Source organism: Kosakonia sp. R1.Fl (assembly GCF_023516815.1).
In the GTDB taxonomy this organism is placed as follows: Bacteria; Pseudomonadota; Gammaproteobacteria; order Enterobacterales; family Enterobacteriaceae; genus Kosakonia.
On sequence record NZ_JAMGSQ010000001.1, the window covers coordinates 723,279 to 747,680 of the forward strand.

Sequence of the window (24,402 nt, forward strand, 5' to 3'; positions counted from 1 at the left end):
TCCGGTTTTTTCTTCCTGCATGTGCAGGACAACAAGGCTTAACGATTAACGAAATCGACGCCAAGCTGAATATCTTTTTTCAGCGTATCCAGCATGCCTTCCAGCGACTGCTGTTCAAACGCGCTGAGCTTACCGATAGCGTGACGCTCCTCGATACCGTTTTTGCCCAGCAGCAGCGGCTGCGAGAAGAAACGCGCGTATTCGCCGTCACCTTCCACATAAGCGCACTCAACCACGCCTTGCTCACCCTGCAGCGCGCGCACCAGCGACAAACCAAAACGTGCGGCGGCCTGGCCCATGGAAAGCGTTGCTGAACCGCCACCCGCTTTCGCTTCTACCACTTCGGTACCGGCGTTCTGAATGCGTTTTGTCAAATCGGCCACTTCCTGCTCACTGAAGCTTACGCCCGGGATTTGCGACAGCAGCGGAAGGATTGTCACGCCTGAGTGTCCACCGATAACCGGGACTTCGATATCCGTTGGCTGTTTGCCTTTCAACTCTGCCACGAAGGTGTTGGAACGGATGATGTCCAGCGTGGTAACGCCAAACAGCTTGTTCTTATCGTAAACACCGGCTTTTTTCAGCACTTCAGCGGCAATCGCGACTGTCGTGTTTACCGGGTTAGTGATGATGCCAATACAGGCTTTCGGCGCGGTTTTCGCCACCTGAGCGACCAGGTTTTTCACGATACCAGCGTTGACGTTAAACAGGTCGGAGCGATCCATACCCGGTTTACGCGCCACACCCGCGGAAATCAGCACCACATCGGCGCCTTCCAGCGCAGGCGTCGCATCATCGCCGGAGAAGCCTTTAATGGTTACAGCGGTAGGAATATGGCTGAGGTCAACGGCAACCCCAGGGGTGACAGGTGCAATATCATACAGGGAGAGTTCTGAACCTGAAGGCAGTTGTGTTTTCAGTAGTAGGGCGAGCGCTTGACCGATACCGCCGGCCGCGCCGAGGACTGCGACTTTCATCCTAAACTCCTTATTATGGTTAGCTAAATATTTTGTTACTCCGTTGCGGCGACCTTAATCCACCCTGGTAATTATGACAGTAAACGCGCCAAAATAGTGCGGCGCAGCCCACTGTTAAGATCTTATATAAGGATGGATATGACCGTCAGATCGGCAAGCTAAGCAACTAACACTCAGAGTCTATAATATAGCTGCGATATTCACCAAAATAACATCAACTTTATAACATTTAATTTACTTTTTAATCTTATTTGCGACGTAAGACACATGTGGCTGTGCTTCATCACAGGATTTGATAAACTTCGCGCCTTCTCAGCAGTTTTCAGAAATTCCCTCGCGAGAATATTTGCATAAAAATTCATCAATATGCATAATAATGTTGTTTTCACGGCCATATTACGGGTGACTTATGCGAAGCTCGGCAAAACAAGAAGAATTAGTTAAAGCGTTTAAGGCGCTTCTTAAAGAAGAGAAATTCAGTTCTCAGGGAGAAATTGTTCAGGCTTTGCAAGAAGAGGGCTTCGACAATATCAATCAGTCTAAAGTCTCTCGCATGCTGACCAAATTCGGCGCGGTGCGCACGCGCAACGCGAAAATGGAAATGGTCTACTGCCTGCCAATCGAACTGGGCGTTCCCACGACCTCCAGCCCGCTGAAAAACCTGGTGCTGGATATCGATTACAACGATGCCGTCGTGGTGATCCACACCAGCCCCGGCGCTGCGCAGCTGATTGCGCGTCTGCTGGACTCTCTGGGCAAAGCGGAAGGTATCCTTGGTACCATCGCCGGGGATGACACCATTTTCACCACACCAGCCAAAGGCTTCACGGTGAAAGATCTCTACGAAGCGATTCTGGTACTGTTCGAACAAGAACTGTAATTAGCGCCTCTCCCCCCGGCTTCGTTCGCGGGGGAATGTTCGGCTTTTTGCCCCACAACTCGACTTTTCCCCTGCCGCTAACTTAGCAGTTAGTGCGATTTATGGTTTCACTTACCTTTCCCAGCGTATACCACCGCACAAAAGATCAAATTCATCTATCCATATGATTTTCTTAACTATCGTTAACTAAATTTTTACCTGAGCGCTGTTTTTTATGCTTTTCTGCAATATAAAACTGCAAATCCTATTCCCATTCATCATAGTTATAATTAGCTTGGTATTAATTATTCGCGTGACTAGTGTATACTTGATTTTGTGATGAGGGTCACGAAACAAGGCCCTCCGAAAAATTTAAAGAAAAGAATACGACGAGGTAAGAGACATGAATATCAAATCAACCGTTGCAACACTGAGTATCCTTTCAGCCCTGTCATTTGGCGCTTTCGCGGCGGACTCCATCAACGCGGAACAGGCGCAATCTCGCCAGTCGCTGGGTACTGTTTCTATCGGTTCTGTCACCGCATCACCGATGGACATGAACGCGCAACTGAGCAAAAAAGCGGAAGAACAAGGTGCGTCAGCTTACCGCATTATTGAAGCACGTAGCGGCGACCAGTGGCACGCAACCGCAGAGCTGTACAAATAAGTTTTACCGATAACCCTATGTATTCGTCCCTCAACGGCACCAGGCACAAAAATAGCAGTTCAATCCTTCTCGCCGTTGAGTCTCTCTAAAGGAGACAGACAATGAAACGTAATCTCATCATCGCATCCCTTGGCCTTGCATCCCTGATCTCTTTCGGCGCGAGCGCCGCAACGCTTGTTAACAGCGATCAGGCCAGCAACCTGCAATCTATCGGCACTGTTTCTATTTCCCAACGAGCGGGCGTCCCGATGGATATTCGCCAGGAGCTCTCTGCTAAAGCCGATCAGGCTGGCGCGAGCAGCTACCGTATTATTGAAGCGCGTACGGGGGATAGCACCCACATTACGGCTGAACTGTATAAATAAACCCTCGTCGTCTTGTCCGACGACTTGCCCCTGCCTGTCAGGGGCTTTTTTTTGCCTCGCTCACCGCACATTAAAACGCAACTCGCCTTCCAGCTCCTCTTCCGCCTCATCAAATAACAGGATCAACGCGCCAAAACGGCGGCGCTGTTTTTCCGGCAGATGAATAAATTCAATTTCCAGCGGCAAAGGCAGCGCACCATCCATCACCGTGTCCCACAGGGAATCCAGATCGTGAACTTTCTCGCGCTCAATAGCAAACTGGCGGCTAAACTCGCGGTAGAAAGCACTTTGATCGTCGATATGTTTAAAATCGAAAGTGTAGATATTCATTTTCCGCCATCAGCCCAACAGGGCGGCAAACGCCGCCCACATGATTACAATCCCCCAAGGTGCAGAGTTTTCACTTCCAGAAACTCTTCCAGCCCCAGCACCGAACCTTCCCGACCGAGACCAGACTCTTTCACCCCGCCAAACGGCCCCAGCTCCGTTGATACCGCGCACTCGTTAATACCGATCATGCCGCTTTCGATCGCCTGCGAAACGCGGAATACCCGCTGCAGGTTCTGCGTATAGAAATAGGCGGCCAGACCAAACGGTGTTGCGTTGGCGCGTTGCACCACCTCCTCTTCACTGGTGAAACGGAAACAGGCAGCTACCGGACCAAACGTCTCCTCCTGCGCCAGCTTCATGCCATCGCTGCAATCACCCAGCACCGTTGGCTGCCAGAAGTTCCCGCCGAGGCTATGTGGTTTGCCACCGGCCAATACTTTCGCCCCTTTGGCGACGGCATCGTCAACGTGCTCGCGCACTTTATCCACCGCAGCGCGTTCAATCAGCGGTCCGACAACCACCCCTTCATCCAGACCATTACCCACTTTTAGTGCATTAACAACCTCTGTCAGTTTTTGCGTAAAGGTATCGTAGACAGATTCATGGATGTAGAAGCGGTTGACGCTGACGCACACCTGCCCAGCATTACGGAATTTATTGGCGATAGCGCCCTGCACCGCCGCGTCAATATCGGCATCCTCAAACACGATATAAGGCGCATTTCCTCCCAGTTCCATCGACACTTTTTTCATGGTTTCAGCCGCGTTGCGCACCAGCGTTTTCCCCACCGCCGTCGAGCCGGTGAACGAGATTTTGCGCACGTCATGGCTGGCCATAATCGCATCGCTGATTTCAGACGTGTTCCCGGCAACGGCATTCAGCACGCCATCCGGCACACCGGCTTTTTTCGCCAGCGCCAGCAAGGCAAATGCGCTAAGTGGCGTGTTATTCGCCGGTTTGATAACGCCGGTACAGCCTGCCGCCAGCGCGGGTCCCAGTTTGCGGGTCAACATCGCCATCGGGAAATTCCACGGTGTAATCGCGGCCACCACGCCAATCGGTTCTCGCGTCGCCAGAATGCGTGAACCTGGTTTAATGGGCGGGATAATTTCACCGTTTGCGCGTTTCGCCTGCTCAGCAAACCACTGAATAAAGCTGGCGGCATAGTCGACTTCACCTTCCGCTTCTTTCAATGGTTTGCCCTGCTCAGTGGTCATCAATCTGCCCAGCCAGCTTTTGTTTTCAATGATCAATTCATACCAGCGGTACAAAATGGTCGAACGCTCTTTCGCGGTTTTCGCCCGCCATGCGGGAAAAGCGCGCGTTGCGGCGGCAATGGCTTCTTCTGTCTCTTTCTTACCTGCTTTGGCAACTTTCGCGATAGTTTCACCCGTAGCCGGATTCAGAACGTCAAAGGTGGTGTCCAGCGTTTTCCAGACCCCATCAACCAGATAGCCGGTCTGAAAAAGCGCATTGTCCTGCAGTGACTGCGTTGTCATTTGTCCTCCCGATCTGCGGTTTATAAAAACTTCTGGAAAGTATAGCCATAAAAAAACCGACGCTTTTGGCGTCGGTTTGGCATTAACTGCTGGTCAGTGCATGTTGATATTTGTGCAACATACCTGTTAGCCGGTGTACCGGCTCGGTAACCTGCGGCGGTGCGTTCCAGTGATGTAGCTTGTGCTGGTAGATATCCAGTTCTTCCAGTAACTGGGTGAAGTAACGGCGACGTTTCGTGTCGTTACCTGCGGATATCACTTGTGACGCCGTACGCCGTAACTGGCGATGAAAGGCCGAAAGATCATCATTGATCGGCACCGGTGCATCCCGCAGGCGCTGATGCGCAATAATCAACGTCAGCGCGAGGCGGAACTTCGCGATATCGCCAGGAAATTTATTAAGCAGCAAGAAAAGCTGTTGATACAGCGCGGGCAGATGGTTCTCTTTGCGACGCGCGGTATTGGTGGTCATTGCCGAAACGGCAGCGGAAACAAACTGGTTCAACAGCATGCGCCCGGTGCGCGCCTGGGAGTTATCGCGCACCAGCAAAAGCACGACCATCGCCAGCACCACGCCAACCAGTTGCCCCAGCGCGTTATCAAGAAACTGGTTGAATTTAAAGGTCATCGGGTTATCAAGCACCAGAATATTAATGGTGCCGGCCAGCGTCGCCATTGAACCCAGCCGCCTTTTTTGCACTTCAATACCAATAAAGAACGCCAGCACCGCCAGGCTAATACACAACAATAACATGCTTTGTTGCGTCGATGGCAGGATAACCAGGTAATAGAACGAACCAATCGGCAGCGCCCACAACATGCCGTAGATAAAATCTTTCGCCACCATTTTCGGGTTGGGCAAACGCATCGCCAGCGACGTGACCACTGCGATCATCACCATCGAACCGCTGCCGGATGTCCAGCCGGTCCACAGCCAGAACAAGGTGCCCAGCATGCAAGAAAGCGTGGTGCGCCAGAAGTTAACCATCGCATGGTGGCGTTCGGCTGATTCCGCTTTCACCACCACTTCGCCCTGCAGAACCTCTTCTTCAACAGCGCTGATTTTCGCGTTGCCAATCACACCGCGTTTTAGCAGCAGATAGCGGGTCGCTGCACCAACCCAGCTATAAATAGTAACTGGTGTTTCCCGCTCACCGGTCCAGGCAATGACCCGGCGCATTCTTTTTAACTGCTTGTGCATCTCCTGCACGCTATCGACCGGCTCGGCAAACAGTTCGCGAAACGTGTCGGTGATAAGCTCCGGGCGGGTGTTCTGAATCAGATAGGTTTCACACGCCTGGGTGATGAGCGTCAGCGACAGGGTATTGATCACTTTCAGGCGGCGGTTAGCGCGTCCCCAACGGGAAGACTCAATATTCAGATTGCTGCGCATCCCTTCAAGTGCCGTGGTACGGCGCACCAGCGCAGCCCAGGCTTTGTCCACCTCTTCACTGTCACCATGTTTGATACACAACTGCATCAGTTGATAGTGGGCCAGCAGCAGGCTATCCAGCTCGCGGTCAATTTCCTGTTTGACGGAGCGCGGGGAAAAGAGCAGATCGGCAACAATCGCACAGAGAATGCCCACCACGATTTCACTGCACCGCTCAACGGCAAATTGCGGTGCCAGCAGTGGTTCCGTCTGAATAGTGACGACAATGATTAACGCGGTGTAACCCGCCAGCCCCCAGGCGTAAGAGTTTTCAACGCGTACCAGCGACGAAACCCAGGTACAAAACCCGGCCCAGACACAGCACACCATTAACATCAGAAGCGGGGTGCGGATCAGCATGATGATGATGGCCAGCCCGGCGATACAACCGATAAAGGTGCCGACAATACGCAACATCCCACGGTAGCGAATCGCCCCGGAATAGGGCTCGCCACCGGCGGCGAATGCCGGGCCCGCCGCAACAATCGCCGCAGTCAATACCGCCCAGCGCGGGGTTTCAAGCTGGAAGTGAAAGCCAACAAACAGTGCCAGCACCACGGCAAAGGCCAGCTTGAAAGCAAAACGCAAATGCTGGCTGGCAATGGATAACAGCCCCATAGCGATTACCCCAGCTCACGCAGGCGATGCGCCATTTTGCGAAAGAACGAATCCTGGCTTTCATCACGATCGGATTTACCCGTCACCACCACCGTTGCGGTCGTTCCCGCTGGCCACAGGTTGCCTTGTTGTTTGTCGAGACGAATACGTACCGGCACACGCTGCGCCAGCCGCACCCATTCAAGGTTGGAATCGATGGTCGCCATGCCTTTGCTGTCATTGCTGCTGCTGGCGTTCGTGACGCCTGCGGCGATGCTATCCACCGTACCTTTCAATACCTGGTTGCTGCCAAGCGGGGTGATCTCCGCGCGATAACCCGGACGTACGCCTTCCAGCTTGGTTTCTTCCATGTACGCCAGAACGTAGAACGTGTGTTGTTTCACCAGCGCCACCGCGGTGGAACCCCGGGTAATAAATTCACCGGCGTACACATTCAGGTTCGTAACCCAACCATCGGCCGGTGCACGAATGATCGTGCGCTCCAGATCCAGCTTCGCCAGATCGCGGGTCGCCTGAGCTTTGGCCAACTGATGCAGCTCAGTTTGCAGGGTGTTATTGGCCTGGTCGATCTCTTCGCGCGACATGGCCTGAACACCCAACTGGTTACGCCGCCCGGCTTCGCGGCGTTTCTCCGCCACCAGCGCTTCGTAGTAAGCGACATCGGCTTCATCTTCCGCCAGCGCTTTTTGGTAACGCGGTTGATCGATGGTGAACAGCACCTGGCCCTCTTTCACCAGTTGGTTGTCATGCACATTGACGGCGGTGACAAGCCCGGTGACATCCGGCGCGATAGCGACAACATCGGCACTAAAGCGCGCGTCGCGCGTCCAGGGCGATTCGGTGTAATAAACCCAGGCGCGGAAAATCGCGATGAACGCCAGGATCACCAGCACCATAGTGATAGCGGTGCGAGAGATATTTCTTGTTAGTGTTTTCACTTCTACCTCAAACAAACAGGCGCGACAGCAGGTAAAAAAGGCAGCAATACAGCGCAGTGTTAAACAGCGCCGGGTGCCAGACAAAGTCATAGATCCCGGTGGGGACCAGCATCCGGCGCACCAGCCAGAAGATCGCCAGTGACAAAATTAATTCGACAAAAATCGGTGGGAACGACAAACCGAACACCACGATGACGGGAAACAGACTCATGTTGACCTTGATTAGACAGCGTGCAGGTGACAATTCGTTCTAACGTCACCGCAGGAGTAAGGGCAAGGAGAGCCAGGCGAGAGTGACGTGAATATTCTTAATAGATAGTATATTAACGTAACTGTTATGCTGTTATCTATATTATGTGATCTAAATCACTTTTAACTCAGAGTGAATAATGGAACGACTAAAACGCATGTCGGTGTTTGCCAAAGTGGTGGAATTAGGTTCGTTTACCGCCGCTGCCCGACAGCTACAAATGAGTGTTTCCTCCATCAGCCAGACCGTCGCCAAACTTGAAGATGAGTTGCAGGTAAAGCTGCTGAACCGCAGCACGCGCAGCCTGGGGCTCACCGAAGCAGGGAAGATTTACTATCAGGGCTGCCGCCGGATGCTGCATGAAGTGCAGGATGTTCACGAGCAGCTTTACGCCTTCAACAACACACCCATCGGTACGCTGCGTATCGGCAGTTCTTCAACCATGGCGCAAAATGTGCTGGCAAAAATGACCGCCGACATGCTCAAAGAGCATCCGGGTTTGTCGGTAAATCTCGTCACGGGGATCCCGGCACCGGATCTGATTGCTGACGGTCTGGATCTGGTGATCCGCGTCGGCGCATTGCAGGATTCCAGCCTCTTCTCTCGCCGCCTTGGGGCGATGCCAATGGTGGTTTGCGCGGCAAAAAGTTACCTCGCCCAGTACGGCATTCCTGAAAAGCCCGCGGATATGGTTAACCACTCATGGCTGGAATACAGCGTGCGTCCGGATAACGAATTTGAGCTGGTGGCACCAGAAGGGATCGCCACGCGATTAATCCCGCAAGGGCGTTTTGTCACTAACGATCCGATGACGCTCACGCGCTGGCTGACGGCAGGCGCCGGGATCGCATTCGTGCCGTTAATGTGGGTGATCGACGAGATCAACAGCGGTCAACTTGAGATCCTGCTGCCGCGCTACCAGTCGGATCCGCGCCCAGTTTATGCGCTCTATACCGAAAAAGATAAGCTGCCGCTAAAAGTGCAGGTATGTATTAACTATCTGACGGATTACTTTATTGAAGTGGCGAAGGTGTATCAGGGAATGCAGGGACGCAGCGTGTGAGAGAGTCACCCTCTTCGTGCGAAGAGGGTGAGAAGAGCGTTAAGCCGTACCGCCGACGGTCAGGTTATCGACTTTCAGCGTCGGTTGTCCCACCCCCACTGGCAGGCTCTGCCCCTCTTTGCCGCAGACGCCAACGCCATTATCCAGCTTCAGATCATTACCCACCATGGAGATCTGCTGCATCGCTTCGATACCGGAGCCAATCAGCGTTGCGCCTTTCACCGCTTTGGTGACCTTACCTTTTTCAATCAGGTACGCCTCAGAAGTGGAGAAGACGAATTTACCGGAAGTGATATCGACCTGGCCGCCGCCAAAATTCGGGGCGTAGATGCCGTAGTCGACAGATTCGATAATCTCCTGCGGCGTTGATTTGCCCGCCAGCATATAGGTGTTGGTCATACGCGGCATCGGCAGATGCGCGTAAGATTCACGACGCCCGTTACCGGTCGGCTTGACACCCATCAGACGCGCGTTGAGTTTGTCCTGCATATAGCCTTTCAACACGCCGTTTTCGATAAGCACGTTGTACTGGCCCGGCGTTCCTTCATCATCAATCGCCACAGAACCGCGACGATCGGCGATGGTGCCGTCGTCCACAACGGTACAGAGTTCTGAGGCCACCAGTTGCCCCATCTGGCCGCTAAATACAGAGGTTCCACGGCGGTTGAAGTCGCCTTCCAGCCCGTGTCCAACTGCTTCGTGCAACAGCACACCAGGCCAGCCCGCGCCAAGCACCACCGGCAGCGTGCCCGCAGGCGCGGCAACGGCAGAAAGATTTACCAGCGCCATACGCACGGCTTCTTTCGCCCACGCATCCGCACGAACGTCGCCATCCACATCCTGCAAGAACCAGTCATAACCAAAACGACCGCCGCCGCCGCTGGAGCCGCGCTCGCGTTTGCCGTCGTCTTCAACCTGTACGCTCACGGAAAGCCGCACCAGCGGGCGAACGTCCGCCGCCAGCGTACCGTCGGTCGCCGCCACCAGAATGAGTTCGTAAACGCCAGTCAGGCTGGCGGTCACTTCCTGCACGCGTTTATCCGCCGCGCGCGCTGTTTTATCCACGCGACGTAGAATATCGAGCTTCTCTTCCCGGCTCATGCTTTGCAGCGGATCGATGCTGGTATAAAGGCTTTGATGCTCAACCGCGCCCAGCGTTTTCACTTTGCCATCGCCCTCTTCCCGCACGATGGTACGCGCGGCCTGCGCGCTCTGTTCCAGCGCCAGCAGGCTGATTTGATCCGCATAAGCAAAGCCGGTTTTTTCACCGCTGACGGCGCGCACGCCCACGCCCTGGTCGATATTATAAGAGCCATCTTTAATGATGCTGTCTTCTAAAACCCAGGATTCGTGATAGCTCGACTGGAAATAGAGATCGCCGTAATCAAGACGACGCGCGGTCAGTTGACCGAGAATAGCAAACAGATCCTGATGGCTCAGGCCGTTTGCTGCCAGAAGTTGTTCACTTACCAGATTAAGACTCATCATTTTTTCTCGTCGTTGCCGCCACTGCGGGCAATAAAAAGTGCGATATAAGGAGCTTGAGGCAATTCGCCGATGCCGTCAAATCATTGCTTTTTGTCCGTACGCGGCTGGCGCAGGACTTCGTTGATTTGCGGCTGATCGACCGGGCCGGTAATGCGGTAGCGCAGAATCGAGACTTTGTTCCACAGAGGCCCCAGCACTTTGCTGGCGGCAAACACTGCCGCACCGACAATCGGGTTAACGGCAAAGGCTGCCGCCACACCAACAGTCGCGGAAATTTCTGGCGCAACCACCGCTTCCATATCCAGCTCGCGGCGCACTAAATCAACCGAACCTTTCATGGCGATATCCGCTTCCAGACCGTCCACCAGCGTATCGTCGGTATGCAGCACACCGTCTTTGATCCACGCCGTGCTGCGAATGGAATCAAACCAGAACCCCTCACTGCTGAAGGTATCGCTGAAATCAAAACGCAATTTACGCCACAGCGAGTCGACGCTGAACAGGCGCAGCAACTGCCCGGCATGGCCGGTGCTGATATCGGTAATTTTGCCTTTGCCAAGACGCGTACGCAGGATGCCATTGAGCGACTCCTCCTGCGGTTGCCACGGAGTGCTGCGCCAGTGCAGGTCATAATTAATATCAAACGACGAATCACGCACCGGTGTCGGTATGCCAAAAAAGCCCATTGCAGAATCAATTTTCTCGCCGCGCAGCACGCCTTTTAGTGAAGTACGCTCCGCGCCTTCACGGTTGACCCATTCACCGTCGGCGGTGAGCCGCGCAGTGCCGCTGTCCACCAGGCCGTTCGCCAGCGTCAGCGTATCGCCCTGAATGGCGAAATCGCCATCGATGCGACCATATTTTTGCCCCCACAGCCAGCACTCCGCACAGCGCAGTTGCAAATCCGGCCAGCCGGTAAAGTCCACTCGCGTCTGACCGCGCAACAGCGTTGAAGGAGAAGAGATGTCATCATCGTTCGGTGCCGTATTTGACGGGTTGTAGTAGAGGTAGCGGATCGCGGCCTGCCACGGCGCATTATCATGGATCGTCAATGTACCGCTGATTTCGCGCCCCTGCGCTTCAATGGTCGAGCCCGAATCTTGCGGCTGCGAAACAATACTGAGGTTATTCCACTGCTGCCCGCCCAGCGTCAGGGCTGGCGTACGCAGCGTAATGCTCTGCGGGAAGGTGGTTGCACTGCTGACATTATTTGCCACGCCCTGCCTGAACAGACCCAGCCACTGCGCGCCGTTCATTGCCGGCAAGTTGAGTTCAAGCCCGGTCTGATCCGGCAGCGGTGGTAGCGTACGGCTGTCCGAGGTCCAGATCCCGCGATCGAGCGTCAGCTTATTATTCAGCAACCAGCGGCTGTTAAAATGGTTGTTACCACCGGCATTACCGGTTAAATCGAAACTGTGCAGGTTCCCTTCTACCTTCACCTTCAGCGGCAACGCTTTGCCTGCGGGTTTATCCAGCGGCGGCGGTAACGTGCTGGCAAGGCTGCCCAGATCGCCGTCAATATTGACCTTGTAAGTAGTGCCGCCACGGTGCGGCAACTCTACGCCGACATCGCCTTTCCATGCGATGCTGCCGCGCAGCGCATCATTAAGCTGTGGGGGTAAAACGCCGGTTTTTGCCGGTTGCCAGTTTCCGTTGAGATTCACCGCCACCTGATAGGCTTTATCCCCTTCGGTGGTGGAGAAATCGAGGTTCACCGGTTGGTTAAACCAGGTTGCCTGCAATGGTTCGCTTTTCAGCGTACCGTTCTCAAAACTGAATTTGCCGCTGAGGTTCTTCAGTGTGCTATTAAGCGGCTTGATAAACAGGCTGTTGTTGTTCAGCGCCACATCACCTTTGGCGACGGTCTGCTCGCCGTCCAGCGGGATATCAAGATGTAAGCGAGCGCTTACATCACCATCGATTTGCAGCTCATCCAGCGCACTGCCCAGCGTATCGTGCAGCGGCGTCTCTTTGAAATAGGGCCCAACGGCTTTACCCGGCCCGTTAATGTCCGCGTCAATCAGCAGCTTCTCTTTGACGTAATCCGGGATGTTGGCGGTCAGATTGCTGGCCGTTACACCGCCCAGCGCCACTTTACTGCTTTTCATCCACAAGCCGTCGTTGAGGAAGTCGAGATCGATATCGAGGTTTTGCAGCGCCGGCCAGTCAGGCTGGAAAGCAAAAGTCGCATTGCGCAGCGGCACTGAGACTTCAAACTGGCCTTCATTGTGCTTAAACGGGAAGAGCTTTGGATTACCGCCAAACAGCAGCGTGGCATCTTGCGTCTGCCCGCCTTTGATCGACGAACTCAGGTACGCTACCAGCTCTTTACCCATCAAATTTTCCGGGAAGTAGCGCCAGGCTTGCCCGGCATCTGTCACATTGATGCCGGCCAGGATACCTAACCAGGGCTCATCATCTTGCAACTGGAGATAGCGGAAGTCACCGCGTGCGCGCAGGGCATTAGCCTGAACGTCGATATTGCGCCCATCCAACTGGAAGCCGTGTTCGTTATTCTGCCAGTTCAGCGTGGCAACGCCTTTTTCAATCTCCAGCGGTTCGGGGAATACCGTCTTATACGGCATCTTCGCCTGCGTGATATCGGCGGTTAAGCGACCATTTTCCAGGCTGCCGGCAAGCGTTCCACTCAGGTGTTCAACACCGGGCAGCAATTCCCACTGTTGCCAGGCAATATCCTGCCATTGCGCGTGGAAGCGCGTTTTTTCTGTCGCCTGCAAAGGGATATCCAGCGCCAGCTGTTCCAGCTTGCCGCGAGGCTGCATGGTATGCCAGATGTCGTACAGCTCCGGGGAGATTTTCTGCGCAATCGGCAGCAGCCCCTCTAAGCCACTGAGCTCAAGGTTACTGGCTCGTACGCGCAATTCATCGCTGCGCACGCTGCTGGCACCGCCCACTTCCTGTGCCGGAACCCAGGCAAAACTCAGCGCGCCCTGCGGCCAGGGGTGATCATCAATTGCGATACGCGTTACTGGTACATCAAACTGCCAGCCCTGCTGCTGACGCGAGACATGCGCGGTAAGGTTATCGACCGTCATGCGGTGCTGCGTATTATTGCCCTGCCAGCTGGCACCGCCTTTTTTCAGCCATACGTCGCCGCTTTCCACCACGCCTTTGCTTAATGTCATCCAGCCTTCAAGGCTGAAGCGCGCGGTATCCAGCGCGACCTTATCCTGCATCCATTTGGCGAGCCAGGGTTTGACATCTATGTCGTCCGCCTGCAACCACACGCGCCCATTGTTCAACAGGCCGTTGTCGTCGCGTAGATCCATGCGTACCTGCATAATGCCGTGCTGACCGGTGAGGCTCGAAAGGCTGACTTGCCCTTCCGCACGGTGACGATCGTTGCCGTTAAGCCAGGTAAGTTGCGGGATCGCCAGCTCAGCGCGCTGTCCGGAAAGCGTTAAGAAGCTGATGCGGCTGTCGCGCAGATCAAAGTGATCGAACTGGCGTAAAAACAGATCGCTGATGCGATCTGTGGTGATAGGTTCGCCGGTGTCATTGCGTTGTAGCGGGGTATTGCTCTGCGCGACAAGCTGATAAAAGGTGAGATTGCGAAACTGCCAGCGCATGTGGAGCAGGCTTTGCCAGACATCCAGCGCCAGCGTCACGCGTTTGACCGACAGCTCGCCGCCATCGGGCAGCGTCGCGTTAATGTCGCGCACATCCAGTTCAGGACCGAAATTTTCCCAGCGCGCCTGTATCTGGCTGGCCGAGACAGGAACGCCGGTTTGTGCGGTGATACGCGCCAGAATGGGCTCGCGCCAGCTATCCAGATGGGGCAGGACAAGGCGCAGCCCACTTACCAGCAGCGCCGCGATAACAATCAGCGTCGCGCCTGTAAGCAGCAATATCCCCGGCAGTCGCCTCACGCCTCTCTCCTTGTCAACCAAACCCAGACTCGCTCATGTCGCAGCACGCTGCGAATTACATCATTACTACGTCAAACTGCTCCTGATTATAGAGCGGCTCGATTTGCACTTTTACCTGCTTGCCAACGAAGATTTCCACCTCCGCCAGCGCGTGCGATTCTTCACCTTTCAGCGCTTCCGCCACCGCCGGGGAAGCGTAAACCAGGAAACGATCGGAATCATAAGCATGATGCACGCGAACGATCTCGCGCATGATTTCATAGCACACGGTTTCCACCGTTTTAACGGTGCCGCGGCCATGACAGGTGGGGCATTCATTGCAGAGGACATGTTCCACGCTTTCGCGCGTGCGTTTGCGCGTCATCTCGACCAGACCAAGCTGGGAGAAACCATTAATGCTGGTCTTAACCCGATCTTTGCTCAGCGCCTGCTCCAGCGAGTGCAACACGCGACGGCGATGATCGTCATTATTCATATCGATAAAATCGATGATGATAATGCCGCCCAGATTGCGTAAGCGCAGCTGGCGGGCAATGGCCTGCGTGGCTTCAATGTTAGTGTTGAAGATGGTGTCATCGAGATTTCGATGACCGACAAACGCACCGGTGTTGATATCAACGGTGGTCATCGCTTCGGTTTGATCGATGATCAGATAGCCGCCGGACTTCAGCTCCACTTTGCGCTCCAGCGCGCGCTGAATTTCGTTCTCCACATCGTAAAGATCGAAAATCGGCTGGCGGCCGCTGTAGTGTTCGAGCTTGCTGGTCATCTCAGGGATGTATTCCGCCGTGAACTCCAGCAGCGCTTCAAACGTCAGACGCGAATCCACACGGATACGATCCAGGTGAGCGTCGGCGAAATCGCGCAGCACGCGCTGCGCCAGCGCCAGTTCGCCGTACAGTTTGCAGCGGCTTTGTTGGCGCTTTTTACGCTCCATCACCTTTGTCCAGACGCGCTTGAGGTACGCCGCATCGGATGCGAGATCCTCTTCGCACACGCCTTCAGCCGCAGTACGGATGATAAAACCGCCCTGCTCGTCGCAATACGCCGCAACGACCTGTTTCAGGCGTTCACGCTCGGCTTCACTCTCAATACGCTGGGAAACGCCAACATGGGAAGCGCCCGGCATAAAGACCAGATAACGGGATGGCAGTGTGATATCCGTGGTCAGGCGCGCACCTTTAGTACCCAGCGGATCTTTCACCACCTGCACCATTAAATCCTGCCCCTGACGGACAAGCTCGGAGATGTCGCGCACGGTGAAGTTTTTCTGCTCTTCCCCGGCAACGCATTCGGTGTGCGGCATAATGTCGGAGGCGTGAAGAAACGCCGCCTTTTCCAGACCAATATCTACAAAAGCCGCCTGCATGCCCGGCAAAACCCGGCTGACCCGACCTTTGTAGATATTGCCTACTATCCCGCGCCGTGCTTCGCGCTCGATGTGAATTTCCTGCAGGATGCCGCCGTCAATATAAGCGACGCGTGTTTCCGATGGAGTAACGTTGACCAACAATTCAGCCGTCATGATTATCTTTTCCCTCGCGCAGTGCGTTAAAATTGCTCAGCAATTCCCAGGTTTCCACCAGCGGTAAACCCACAACGGCATGATAACTACCGTTTATTTTTCTCACGAAACAGCCACCCAGCCCCTGAATGCCATAAGCACCGGCTTTATCCAGCGGTTCCCCGCTGGCGACGTAATCGGCGATATCCTTTTCCGATAACACTCTGAAAGTCACTTCTGTTTCCACCAGACAATCAAGCACATGCTGGCTATCCGCCAACGCAACTGCCGTCATCACCTGATGCGTTTGCCCGGAAAGCTGGCGCAACATACTGGCAGCATGCGAGGAGTCTTTTGGTTTTTCAAGCACTTCACCATTAAATATGACGATCGTGTCCGCGCCCAGCACAGGCAGATCGCTTGTGGTCATCGCCACACCGGCCTGCGCTTTTTCGCGCGCGAGGCGTAACACATACTGGCGGGCGCTCTCCTGCACCTGACGCTGTTCCTCAATGCCGGGAACAATACGCGCGAAAGTGACGCCCAGTTGGGTGAGCAACTCCTGGCGACGAGGAGAACCGGAAGCAAGCCAGATATCAGTCATAAACGCCTTATTGCACCGCAAATTGTTGGCGGATCTTACGCATTAACAGGAAGAGCCACGGCCAGAGCACACCATTGACCAGGCTGCTCCAGAAAATTTCTGGTTTAAACGAAACGTTAATAACCAGAAACTCCGCCCAGAAGACAATAACTTCTGTCGCCAGCGACAACAGCATCACCACCAGCGCCTGTTGCCAGAGCGCCAGATTACGGAACAACTGGAATTTCAGTGCGACCAGATAGGCGACAATGCTTAACGAAAGCGCGCGTACACCGAGGGTGGATCCGCTAATCAGATCCAGTATGGCACCCATCGCGAAACCCGTGCCAACATTTACGCGGTGCGGCAGCGCGAGGATCCAGTAAAGCAAAATGAGCAATACCCAGTTTGGCCGGTAGACAATGATGTCATCCGGCCAGGGCATGATTTGAAGCAACAGTGCAATTAAAAACGAGAGCCAGATAACCCAGCGCCCCTGGCTACGGTAACTTGCCACTATTGCCCTCCCGGAGAGACTTGCGGCGGCGGCTGCGTAATGCCAGTCGCCGGAGCGGGCATTGGCGCAGGCGGCCCCATCGCATCAGGAGAAGGAAGTACCTGCGGCATCATCTGCAGTAGACGTTCGTTCGCCACACGATGCACATCTTCCGGTGTTCTTGGGTTAGTCCCGTTACGATCCGCGCCCCACAGCAACAACAGATAACGCAAACGTTGCAGGCCTGCGGTTGGACGCGCCTGAATCACGGTGTAGGCACGCTGCGTATCCAGCTTAACCGACGAAACCACCGCAACCGGGTACCCTTCCGGGAAACGCCCGCCCAGACCTGACGTCACCAGCACATCGCCAACACGAATATCCGTATTCGCCGGTAAATGTTCGAGTTGCAGATCGTCTGTACAGCCGTTACCGGCGGCAATCACGCGGATATCGTTACGCAGCACCTGAATCGGCAGCGCATGAGTGGCATCGCAAATCAACAGGACGCGGCTGGTCAGTTTCGCTACCGCCACCACCTGGCCGACAACGCCTTTATCGCTGATCACCGGCTGGCCTTCATACACGCCGTTCGCGCTGCCTTTGTCGATAACCACCTGGTCGCTGTAAGGATCGTTAACCGTCGAGATGACCTGGGTCACCATTTTCTGCTCATCCTGACGCAGCGGAGAGCCCAGCAGTTCACGCAGGCGCGCGTTCTCCTGCTTGTACTGCCCTAACATCAGCAGCTCACTGTTTTTTAGCAGCAGTTCCTGACGCAATGCCCGGTTTTCAAGCTCAAGCTGGTCGCGCGACGCCAACGTCTGGGAAACGTTATCTAATAATTCGCGGGGACCATTGGAAATAAAATAGAAAGGGCTGACGGCAGTATCCATGTACGTTCTGATTTGACTGAACGTACCGAGGCGGCTGTCGGCAATAATGACTCCGAGCGCCACCAAAACCGCCAGAAAAAGGCGAATCTGCAGTGACGGGCCACGGCTAAAAATTGGCTTCATAGGCTTTGCGTATTCTCAGGCCAGACAGATGCGAAGCGACTATCCGCTTCGCATCTGACGCGGACTATTCTTCGCTGAACAAGTCGCCGCCGTGCATGTCGATCATTTCCAGCGCCTTGCCGCCGCCGCGCGCTACGCAAGTCAGTGGATCTTCTGCAACTACAACTGGAATACCCGTTTCTTCCATCAACAGGCGGTCAAGGTTGCGCAGCAGCGCGCCACCACCGGTCAATACCATACCGCGCTCGGAGATATCAGAAGCCAGTTCCGGCGGGCACTGTTCCAGCGCAACCATCACTGCGCTCACGATGCCGGTCAGCGGTTCCTGCAGCGCTTCCAGAATTTCGTTGGAATTCAGCGTGAAACCACGCGGAACACCTTCAGCCAGGTTACGGCCACGCACTTCGATTTCACGCACTTCATCGCCCGGGTACGCGGAACCAATTTCGTGTTTGATACGTTCTGCGGTCGCTTCACCAATCAGGGAGCCGTAGTTACGGCGCACGTAATTAATGATCGCTTCATCGAAGCGGTCGCCGCCGATACGAACAGAAGAGGAGTAAACCACGCCATTCAGGGAGATAACGGCAACTTCAGTGGTACCACCACCGATATCCACCACCATTGAACCGGTCGCTTCAGAAACCGGTAAGCCAGCGCCAATTGCAGCCGCCATCGGTTCTTCAATCAGGAATACTTCACGAGCACCAGCGCCCTGCGCGGATTCACGAATTGCGCGGCGTTCAACCTGAGTGGCGCCAACCGGCACACAAACCAGAACGCGCGGGCTCGGACGCATAAAGCTGTTGCTGTGCACTTGTTTGATAAAGTGCTGAAGCATTTTTTCGGTCACGAAGAAGTCGGCGATGACGCCGTCTTTCATCGGGCGGATGGCTGCGATATTGCCCGGCGTACGACCAAGCATCTGTTTCGCTTCATGACCGACTGCGGCCACACTTTTCGGTGAACCGGCACGATCCTGGCGAATGGCCACCACGGAAGGCTCATTCAGTACGATGCCTTGTCCTTTTACATAAATCAGGGTATTCGCGGTACCCAGGTCAATGGACAGGTCATTGGAAAACATGCCACGAAATTTTTTCAACATACTAAGGGATAATCCTGAAAGCTGGGGCGGAAACAAAATCCGCTTACTTTACCAACCACACGTAGCAGCGACAAGGCATAAGAATCATCTGCTACGGTGAAAATTAGTGCAGTTTGTTTCCTTTGTTGCAAAACGACATGATTCTGCCCGGAAGTAAAAAAAGCCCATCTTCCAGTCTGTTGCGTTTGCAGTTTTTCATAAGGACAAACCGGCTTTGTTCACTGCGATAATCCGGCGGGCAGGCACGCACACCCCCAAACATGGCAGCGCGCATTATTCTACGTGAAAACGACTTAAACAGCAGTTCAAACCGAGTATCTTTGCGAATATTTTTTCACATTGGTATCGAGCGGTTGGGAAGCCGCGATAAAATCGCCCTGCCCACCCGCAACACCCCGTTCCACCAGCGTCTGCCATTCGCCACGAGAGCGAACGCCGGTCGCGAAAACTCGCGTTCGCGTGCCTTTGCACGCTTCCACGAGGCTCTGCACCAGAAGCTGGTTTTCGGTGCGCTTTTCAATGTTCCTGACCAGCCCCGGATGCAGCTTTAATAACTCAACATCCAACGCTTTAATCCAACTGGTGCTCACCAACGTCAGACCCGCCTGATTTACCACCACGCGGGCGCCTAATGCGTTGATTAAACGCACCACCGACTGTAACCGGCTGATATGTTGACAAACATCCGCCTCAGCAAGTTCAAAAATAATCCGTTTACGTTGAGATTTTTCGCACTGCATTAATATATCGCGTAGCCAGCGTTGAAAACGGGGGCGGATCAATGATTCCACTGTTATTTGCATGGCGAGGTTTTCTTCCGGCCAAAAACCCATAAACGGAATCAGCCGCGTCACCTGCAGGCGGTCATACTCTTCAGCCAGACCAAACTGCTGCACCATGGGCATATACTCTTCGGCAATCACTTCTTGTTCGCCGTCGAAAATGCGGCACATCAGCTCGCGGTGATGAACCTGGCCATCACGGTTAATCGCCGGTTTCTGATAAACGCGCGGCCCGCCGCGGCTCAGCATCTGCTCAATCAGCGTCCGCCAGCGCACATTTCCACGCCCTTGCTCCGGCAATGTGTCGTCGTACACTGACCAGCTGTTTCCGCCCTGCAACACCGCATTGCGCGCTGCGGCTTCGGCATGTTCCATGACTTGCACACCGGCTTGCCCGCTGCGCCAGGCACAAATCCCAATATGCATGATGTCTTCGCGGGTCAGGGCCTTATTTGGGGGTAACCCGTCCACTGCTTTCAGGATCTGCCCGGCGATGCTCTCCGCTTCCTTTAATGTGCGATGCGGCAATAGTACGGCGAAGTCGCTGCGATGGTAGCGCGCCAGTAACGCGCCGGGATAACGCATAATAAAGGTAGAAAGCAGATTAATGAGGGTAAAGAGATACTCTTCGGTGGTGGTTCCGCCGCTATCGCGCAGCAGATCAAAATCCGGCAAACGGATCATCATCACCACGCCGTGTGAACCGACTTTTTCCTGATCTTCCAGCAGCGTGGCGAGCTGGTTATCAAAAAACAGACGGTTATTCAGGCCCGTTCGCTTGTCCTGCGCGGCGTAGGAGCGGATAAGCGTATCCAAACGGCTACGTTGATCGCTGGCAAACTGGATATCGGTCAGCAGCACATCCAGCGCGCTACTGGTGCGTGATGGCCACTCATAAATGCTGCCGCGAACCTGTGGCCCGCGCTCGCCGTTGAGGATCCGCGTCGCGCGTGTCTCCAGCAGTTCCTGTCCGGAAAGCTGGCGTCGTAACCAGCGAACGGAAAGAAAGAGGATCACTATCATAAAACCGATCGCCACCGTCAGCGGCGCGGTGGTTAACAACGAACGAAAGTAGTTCGCCATGGGATCCTGGTAAACCAGCGTGAAGGTGAAACCGGGATTTTTCAGGGAGGGAATATGCAGTTCACGATATTGATAGTTGCTGCCCGCCGGGCGATAACTTCCGTTATGCGAATAGCTGAGCACCGTGCGCCGGCCTTGCTTAATCTGAATCTCAATAATGTCTACCGGCACCATCAATTCATCGAGCTGCGGCAACAGCCGGGAAAGCGGCGTTGAGATCAAGCGCGTATCAACAATCGCCGCCACCGCTTCCACACGATTGGCAACCTTATTTTGAATCGCGTTATAGAAGCTCAGTGAACACCCAATCAGGGTGACGAAAAACGCCAGCCCTGTCAGTAGCGTCACAAAAGCTGAAAATTTCGTCGTTAATCGCATCCTTGTGTTAACTCCGCTTGTATAAAGAACGAAACGATACCGCTCAGGGTTACGTCATTGAAGTAAGTACTAACTTTGATGTCTACCCGCGTCCCGGGATAGCTTGCAGTCGGCAGGGAAAAACTGGCACCGCGTTTCACATCTGCGAGTATAGTCCTCAGAAATTTTTTGCCAACAATCAATAAGCCTGAAAAATGTCTTAACCTGACTATTTACAATGTTTGGTAACACACTCGTGCTCGCGCTCACGCTGCGCTTACACCATGCTTGACGAGAGACTAACGGAGGATGTGATGAAGAAAAAACTAACCGAAGCCGATGTCACTGCGGAATCCGTTTTTATGTTACAGCGCCGCCAGGTGTTGAAAATGCTGGGAATTAGCGCCTCGGCATTGACCCTGGCACCCGGCGCGCGGGCCGATCTGTTGGACTGGTTTAAAGGCCATGACCGGCCAAAAGCGCCGTCAGGAAAACCGCTCGATTTTACGCAACCTGCGCAGTGGAAAGCCTCTCTCCCGCTGACGCCGGAAGAGAAAGTCACCGGCTATAACAACTTCTACGAATTTGGCCTCGATAAAGCCGATCCTGCCGCCAACGCCGGGGGAATGAAAACCGATCCCTGGACGCTGACCATTGATGGTGAAGTGGCGAAACCGTTAACCCTCGACCACGCGGCGCTGACCTCGCGTTTCCCGCTGGAAGAGCGAATCTACCGGATGCGCTGCGTTGAAGCCTGGTCGATGGTGGTGCCGTGGATCGGCTTCCCGCTGCATAAACTGCTGGCGTTAGTTGAACCCACCAGCAACGCCAAATATGTCGCGTTCCAGACTCTGTACGCACCGGATCAGATGCCTGGGCAAAAAGACCGATTTATCGGCGGCGGCCTTAAATACCCGTATGTTGAAGCGCTACGTATAGATGAAGCGATGCATCCGCTTACGCTGCTTACTGTCGGGGTGTATGGCAAAGCGCTGCCGCCGCAAAACGGCGCGCCGATCCGCCTGACTGTGCCGTGGAAATATGGTTTTAAAGGCATCAAATCGATAGTCAGTATCAAGCTGACCAGTAAACGACCGCCGACCACCTGGAACCTTGCCGCACCCGATGAATATGGTTTCTACGCCAATGTGAACCCGCATGTGGATCACCCACGCTGGTCACAAGCAACGGAACGTTTTATTGGATCAGGCGGCGCGCTGGATGTAAAACGTCAGCCAACGCTGCTGTTTAATGGCTACGCTGAAGAAGTGGCTTCGCTTTATCACGGGTTAGATCTGCGGGAGAATTTCTGAGTGCGTTTAACGGCAAAACAGGTGACATGGTTAAAAGTCGCATTGCATCTGGCGGGTCTGCTGCCTTTACTTTGGCTTTTCTGGGCGGCGAATCAGGGCTATTTCAGCGCCGATCCGGCAAAAGACATCCAGCATTTTACGGGCAGAATGGCGCTTAAATTCCTGCTCGCCAGTTTGCTGATAGCACCACTCGCACGCTACGCGAAACAACCGTTATTGATCCGTACCCGGCGCTTACTGGGGCTGTGGTGCTTTGCCTGGGCGACGCTGCATCTGACCAGCTACACCTTGCTGGAACTGGGTATCAACAATCTTTCATTATTAGGGCAAGAATTGGTAACGCGCCCTTATTTAACGCTGGGCGCCGTAAGTTGGCTGATTTTGCTGGCATTAGCGTTGACCTCAACGCAATGGGCGCAGCGTAAGCTGGGCAAACGCTGGCAACAATTGCACAACTTCGTCTATCTGGTGGCGATCCTCGCGCCGATTCACTACCTTTGGTCGGTGAAAATCTTGTCACCGCAGCCGATCCTTTACGCTACCGCCGCGATTGGGCTGTTAGCGTGGCGTTATAAGAAGTTTCGCCAATGGTGGCGTTAACACGCTCATTGTGTGCAGTTCTCCGCAGATCTACTATCATTCACCGCCAGATTCCGGGCGGTGGTTGATAATCTTCCCTGATAAGACCAGTATTTAGCTGCCAATTGCTACGAAATCGTTATAATGTGCGACTTTGGTTTTCCTGACAGGGGTTTTTAGCCTCTGAAAAGGTGACAATCGCGAATCGAAGGTATATTTTGTTTTTTACCCGAGAATCGCAGGAGATAGCGGCACAATGGCTGGCAAGTTCCACATATTAGTTTTGAACGGACCGAACCTGAACATGCTTGGCACCCGCGAGCCGGATAAGTACGGCACGCTTACGCTCAGAGAGATTGTTAACGGTTTGAGCACCGAAGCGGCATCGCTTGATGTGGAACTGGCGCATTTTCAGTCAAACGCGGAGTACGCAATCATCGACCGTATTCATCAGGCTAAAGACATTATGGACTTCATCCTGATCAATCCGGCCGCGTTTACGCACACCAGTGTTGCTATCCGCGACGCACTGCTGGCGGTCGGCATCCCGTTTATCGAGATCCACCTGACCAACGTGCATGCGCGGGAGCCATTCCGTCACCACTCGTATCTGTCAGATATCGCCGAGGGCGTTATTTGCGGGCTGGGTGCGGAAGGTTATTCATACGCTTTACAGACGGCGGTAAAACGCCTGTCACAATCACACTAAACAAGAGTACGGAACCCACTCATGGATATTCGTAAGATTAAGAAACTGATCGAGCTGGTTGAAGAATCAGGCATCTCCGAACTGGAAATTTCTGAAGGCGAAGAGTCTGTGCGCATCAGCCGCAGCGCGCCGAATGCTGGCTTCCCGGTGATGCAGCAGGCTTATGCTGCGCCGATGATGCAACAGCAACCAGCCCTGTCTAACGCTGTCGCACCTGCCGCAGCGCCGGAAGCCCCTGCAGCCGCAGCGGAAATCAGTGGTCACATCGTACGTTCCCCGATGGTCGGAACCTTCTATCGCACCCCGAGCCCGGACGCGAAAGCGTTTATCGAAATCGGCCAGAAAGTCAACGTGGGCGATACCCTGTGCATCGTTGAAGCCATGAAAATGATGAACCAGATCGAAGCCGATAAATCAGGCGTGGTGAAAGCCATTCTGGTGGAAAGTGGCCAACCGGTTGAATTTGACGAGCCGCTGGTCGTCATCGAGTAAA

The 24,402-nt window shown here is 54.3% G+C and carries 22 protein-coding genes; 8 read left to right on the forward strand and 14 right to left on the reverse strand.

Annotated features, from left to right (window positions below; translation table 11 throughout):
• Positions 1–38: 38 nt before the first annotated feature.
• Positions 39–977 carry a malate dehydrogenase gene (gene mdh, locus M8Q36_RS03350; RefSeq protein ID WP_020455457.1) on the reverse strand — a complete coding sequence of 313 codons (939 nt, stop codon included), beginning with the start codon at positions 975–977 and terminating at the stop codon, positions 39–41.
• A gap of 409 nt (positions 978–1,386) precedes the next feature.
• Between mdh and argR the strand changes: the two genes are divergently transcribed.
• From argR to yhcN (M8Q36_RS03365), 3 genes are all read left to right on the forward strand, one after another.
• On the forward strand, positions 1,387–1,857 hold the full coding sequence (gene argR / locus M8Q36_RS03355) for a transcriptional regulator ArgR (RefSeq protein WP_017457303.1): 471 nt from the start codon (positions 1,387–1,389) through the stop codon (positions 1,855–1,857).
• Between the two features lie 382 nt (positions 1,858–2,239).
• Positions 2,240–2,503, forward strand: a complete 264-nt coding sequence (gene yhcN / locus M8Q36_RS03360; RefSeq protein ID WP_017457302.1) for a peroxide/acid stress response protein YhcN — start codon at positions 2,240–2,242, stop codon at positions 2,501–2,503.
• Positions 2,504–2,604: 101 nt separating this feature from the next.
• Positions 2,605–2,868 carry a peroxide/acid stress response protein YhcN gene (yhcN, locus tag M8Q36_RS03365; RefSeq protein WP_249880024.1) on the forward strand — a complete coding sequence of 88 codons (264 nt, stop codon included), beginning with the start codon at positions 2,605–2,607 and terminating at the stop codon, positions 2,866–2,868.
• A gap of 60 nt (positions 2,869–2,928) precedes the next feature.
• Here the strand turns inward: yhcN (M8Q36_RS03365) and M8Q36_RS03370 are convergent, their stop codons facing one another.
• The 5 genes from M8Q36_RS03370 to aaeX all read right to left on the reverse strand — a co-directional run bounded on the left by M8Q36_RS03370 (position 2,929) and on the right by aaeX (position 7,896).
• A complete protein-coding gene (locus M8Q36_RS03370) occupies positions 2,929–3,198 on the reverse strand; it encodes a barstar family protein (protein ID WP_017457300.1) in 270 nt (89 codons plus the stop codon).
• 44 nt (positions 3,199–3,242) lie between these two features.
• Positions 3,243–4,697, reverse strand: coding sequence for an NAD-dependent succinate-semialdehyde dehydrogenase (locus M8Q36_RS03375; RefSeq protein ID WP_249880025.1), 1,455 nt, complete (start codon positions 4,695–4,697; stop codon positions 3,243–3,245).
• An 82-nt stretch (positions 4,698–4,779) separates the two neighbouring features.
• A complete protein-coding gene (gene aaeB / locus M8Q36_RS03380) occupies positions 4,780–6,747 on the reverse strand; it encodes a p-hydroxybenzoic acid efflux pump subunit AaeB (RefSeq protein ID WP_249880026.1) in 1,968 nt (655 codons plus the stop codon).
• 5 nt (positions 6,748–6,752) lie between these two features.
• Entirely contained in the window at positions 6,753–7,685 is a 933-nt protein-coding gene (gene aaeA, locus M8Q36_RS03385; RefSeq protein WP_249880027.1) for a p-hydroxybenzoic acid efflux pump subunit AaeA, read from the reverse strand.
• A 7-nt stretch (positions 7,686–7,692) separates the two neighbouring features.
• On the reverse strand, positions 7,693–7,896 hold the full coding sequence (aaeX, locus tag M8Q36_RS03390) for a p-hydroxybenzoic acid efflux pump operon protein AaeX (RefSeq protein ID WP_020455461.1): 204 nt from the start codon (positions 7,894–7,896) through the stop codon (positions 7,693–7,695).
• Positions 7,897–8,074: 178 nt separating this feature from the next.
• Between aaeX and aaeR the strand changes: the two genes are divergently transcribed.
• On the forward strand, positions 8,075–8,998 hold the full coding sequence (aaeR, locus tag M8Q36_RS03395) for an HTH-type transcriptional activator AaeR (protein ID WP_044489502.1): 924 nt from the start codon (positions 8,075–8,077) through the stop codon (positions 8,996–8,998).
• 39 nt (positions 8,999–9,037) lie between these two features.
• Here the strand turns inward: aaeR and tldD are convergent, their stop codons facing one another.
• From tldD to csrD, 8 genes are all read right to left on the reverse strand, one after another.
• Positions 9,038–10,483: a metalloprotease TldD gene (gene tldD / locus M8Q36_RS03400; protein WP_044489503.1), complete on the reverse strand. Its 1,446-nt coding sequence runs from the start codon at positions 10,481–10,483 to the stop codon at positions 9,038–9,040.
• An 83-nt stretch (positions 10,484–10,566) separates the two neighbouring features.
• Entirely contained in the window at positions 10,567–14,376 is a 3,810-nt protein-coding gene (gene yhdP, locus M8Q36_RS03405; protein WP_249880028.1) for an AsmA2 domain-containing protein YhdP, read from the reverse strand.
• 55 nt (positions 14,377–14,431) lie between these two features.
• On the reverse strand, positions 14,432–15,901 hold the full coding sequence (rng, locus tag M8Q36_RS03410; protein WP_017457292.1) for a ribonuclease G: 1,470 nt from the start codon (positions 15,899–15,901) through the stop codon (positions 14,432–14,434).
• On the reverse strand, positions 15,891–16,484 hold the full coding sequence (locus M8Q36_RS03415) for a Maf family protein (protein WP_249880029.1): 594 nt from the start codon (positions 16,482–16,484) through the stop codon (positions 15,891–15,893). The genes rng and M8Q36_RS03415 overlap by 11 nt, the downstream gene beginning before the upstream one ends.
• Before the next feature lie 7 nt (positions 16,485–16,491).
• Positions 16,492–16,980, reverse strand: coding sequence for a rod shape-determining protein MreD (gene mreD, locus M8Q36_RS03420; protein WP_020455466.1), 489 nt, complete (start codon positions 16,978–16,980; stop codon positions 16,492–16,494).
• A complete protein-coding gene (gene mreC / locus M8Q36_RS03425) occupies positions 16,980–17,978 on the reverse strand; it encodes a rod shape-determining protein MreC (RefSeq protein WP_131407861.1) in 999 nt (332 codons plus the stop codon). Before mreC ends, mreD begins: the two co-directional genes overlap by 1 nt.
• 64 nt (positions 17,979–18,042) lie before the next feature.
• Positions 18,043–19,086: a rod shape-determining protein MreB gene (gene mreB / locus M8Q36_RS03430; RefSeq protein ID WP_006818047.1), complete on the reverse strand. Its 1,044-nt coding sequence runs from the start codon at positions 19,084–19,086 to the stop codon at positions 18,043–18,045.
• Between the two features lie 305 nt (positions 19,087–19,391).
• A complete protein-coding gene (csrD, locus tag M8Q36_RS03435) occupies positions 19,392–21,329 on the reverse strand; it encodes an RNase E specificity factor CsrD (protein ID WP_249880030.1) in 1,938 nt (645 codons plus the stop codon).
• Between the two features lie 290 nt (positions 21,330–21,619).
• Between csrD and msrP the strand changes: the two genes are divergently transcribed.
• The 4 genes from msrP (at position 21,620) to accB (ending at position 24,401) form a co-directional block, all read left to right on the forward strand.
• Positions 21,620–22,621, forward strand: coding sequence for a protein-methionine-sulfoxide reductase catalytic subunit MsrP (gene msrP / locus M8Q36_RS03440; RefSeq protein WP_025263820.1), 1,002 nt, complete (start codon positions 21,620–21,622; stop codon positions 22,619–22,621).
• The gene (gene msrQ, locus M8Q36_RS03445) at positions 22,622–23,221 is read left to right on the forward strand and encodes a protein-methionine-sulfoxide reductase heme-binding subunit MsrQ (RefSeq protein WP_249880031.1); all 600 of its coding nucleotides are present in this window, start codon (positions 22,622–22,624) and stop codon (positions 23,219–23,221) included.
• A 235-nt stretch (positions 23,222–23,456) separates the two neighbouring features.
• Positions 23,457–23,909 (forward strand): type II 3-dehydroquinate dehydratase, encoded by a 453-nt coding sequence (gene aroQ / locus M8Q36_RS03450; RefSeq protein WP_249880032.1) that lies wholly within the window; start codon positions 23,457–23,459, stop codon positions 23,907–23,909.
• Between the two features lie 21 nt (positions 23,910–23,930).
• Positions 23,931–24,401, forward strand: a complete 471-nt coding sequence (gene accB, locus M8Q36_RS03455; RefSeq protein ID WP_249880033.1) for an acetyl-CoA carboxylase biotin carboxyl carrier protein — start codon at positions 23,931–23,933, stop codon at positions 24,399–24,401.
• Position 24,402 lies beyond the last annotated feature (1 nt).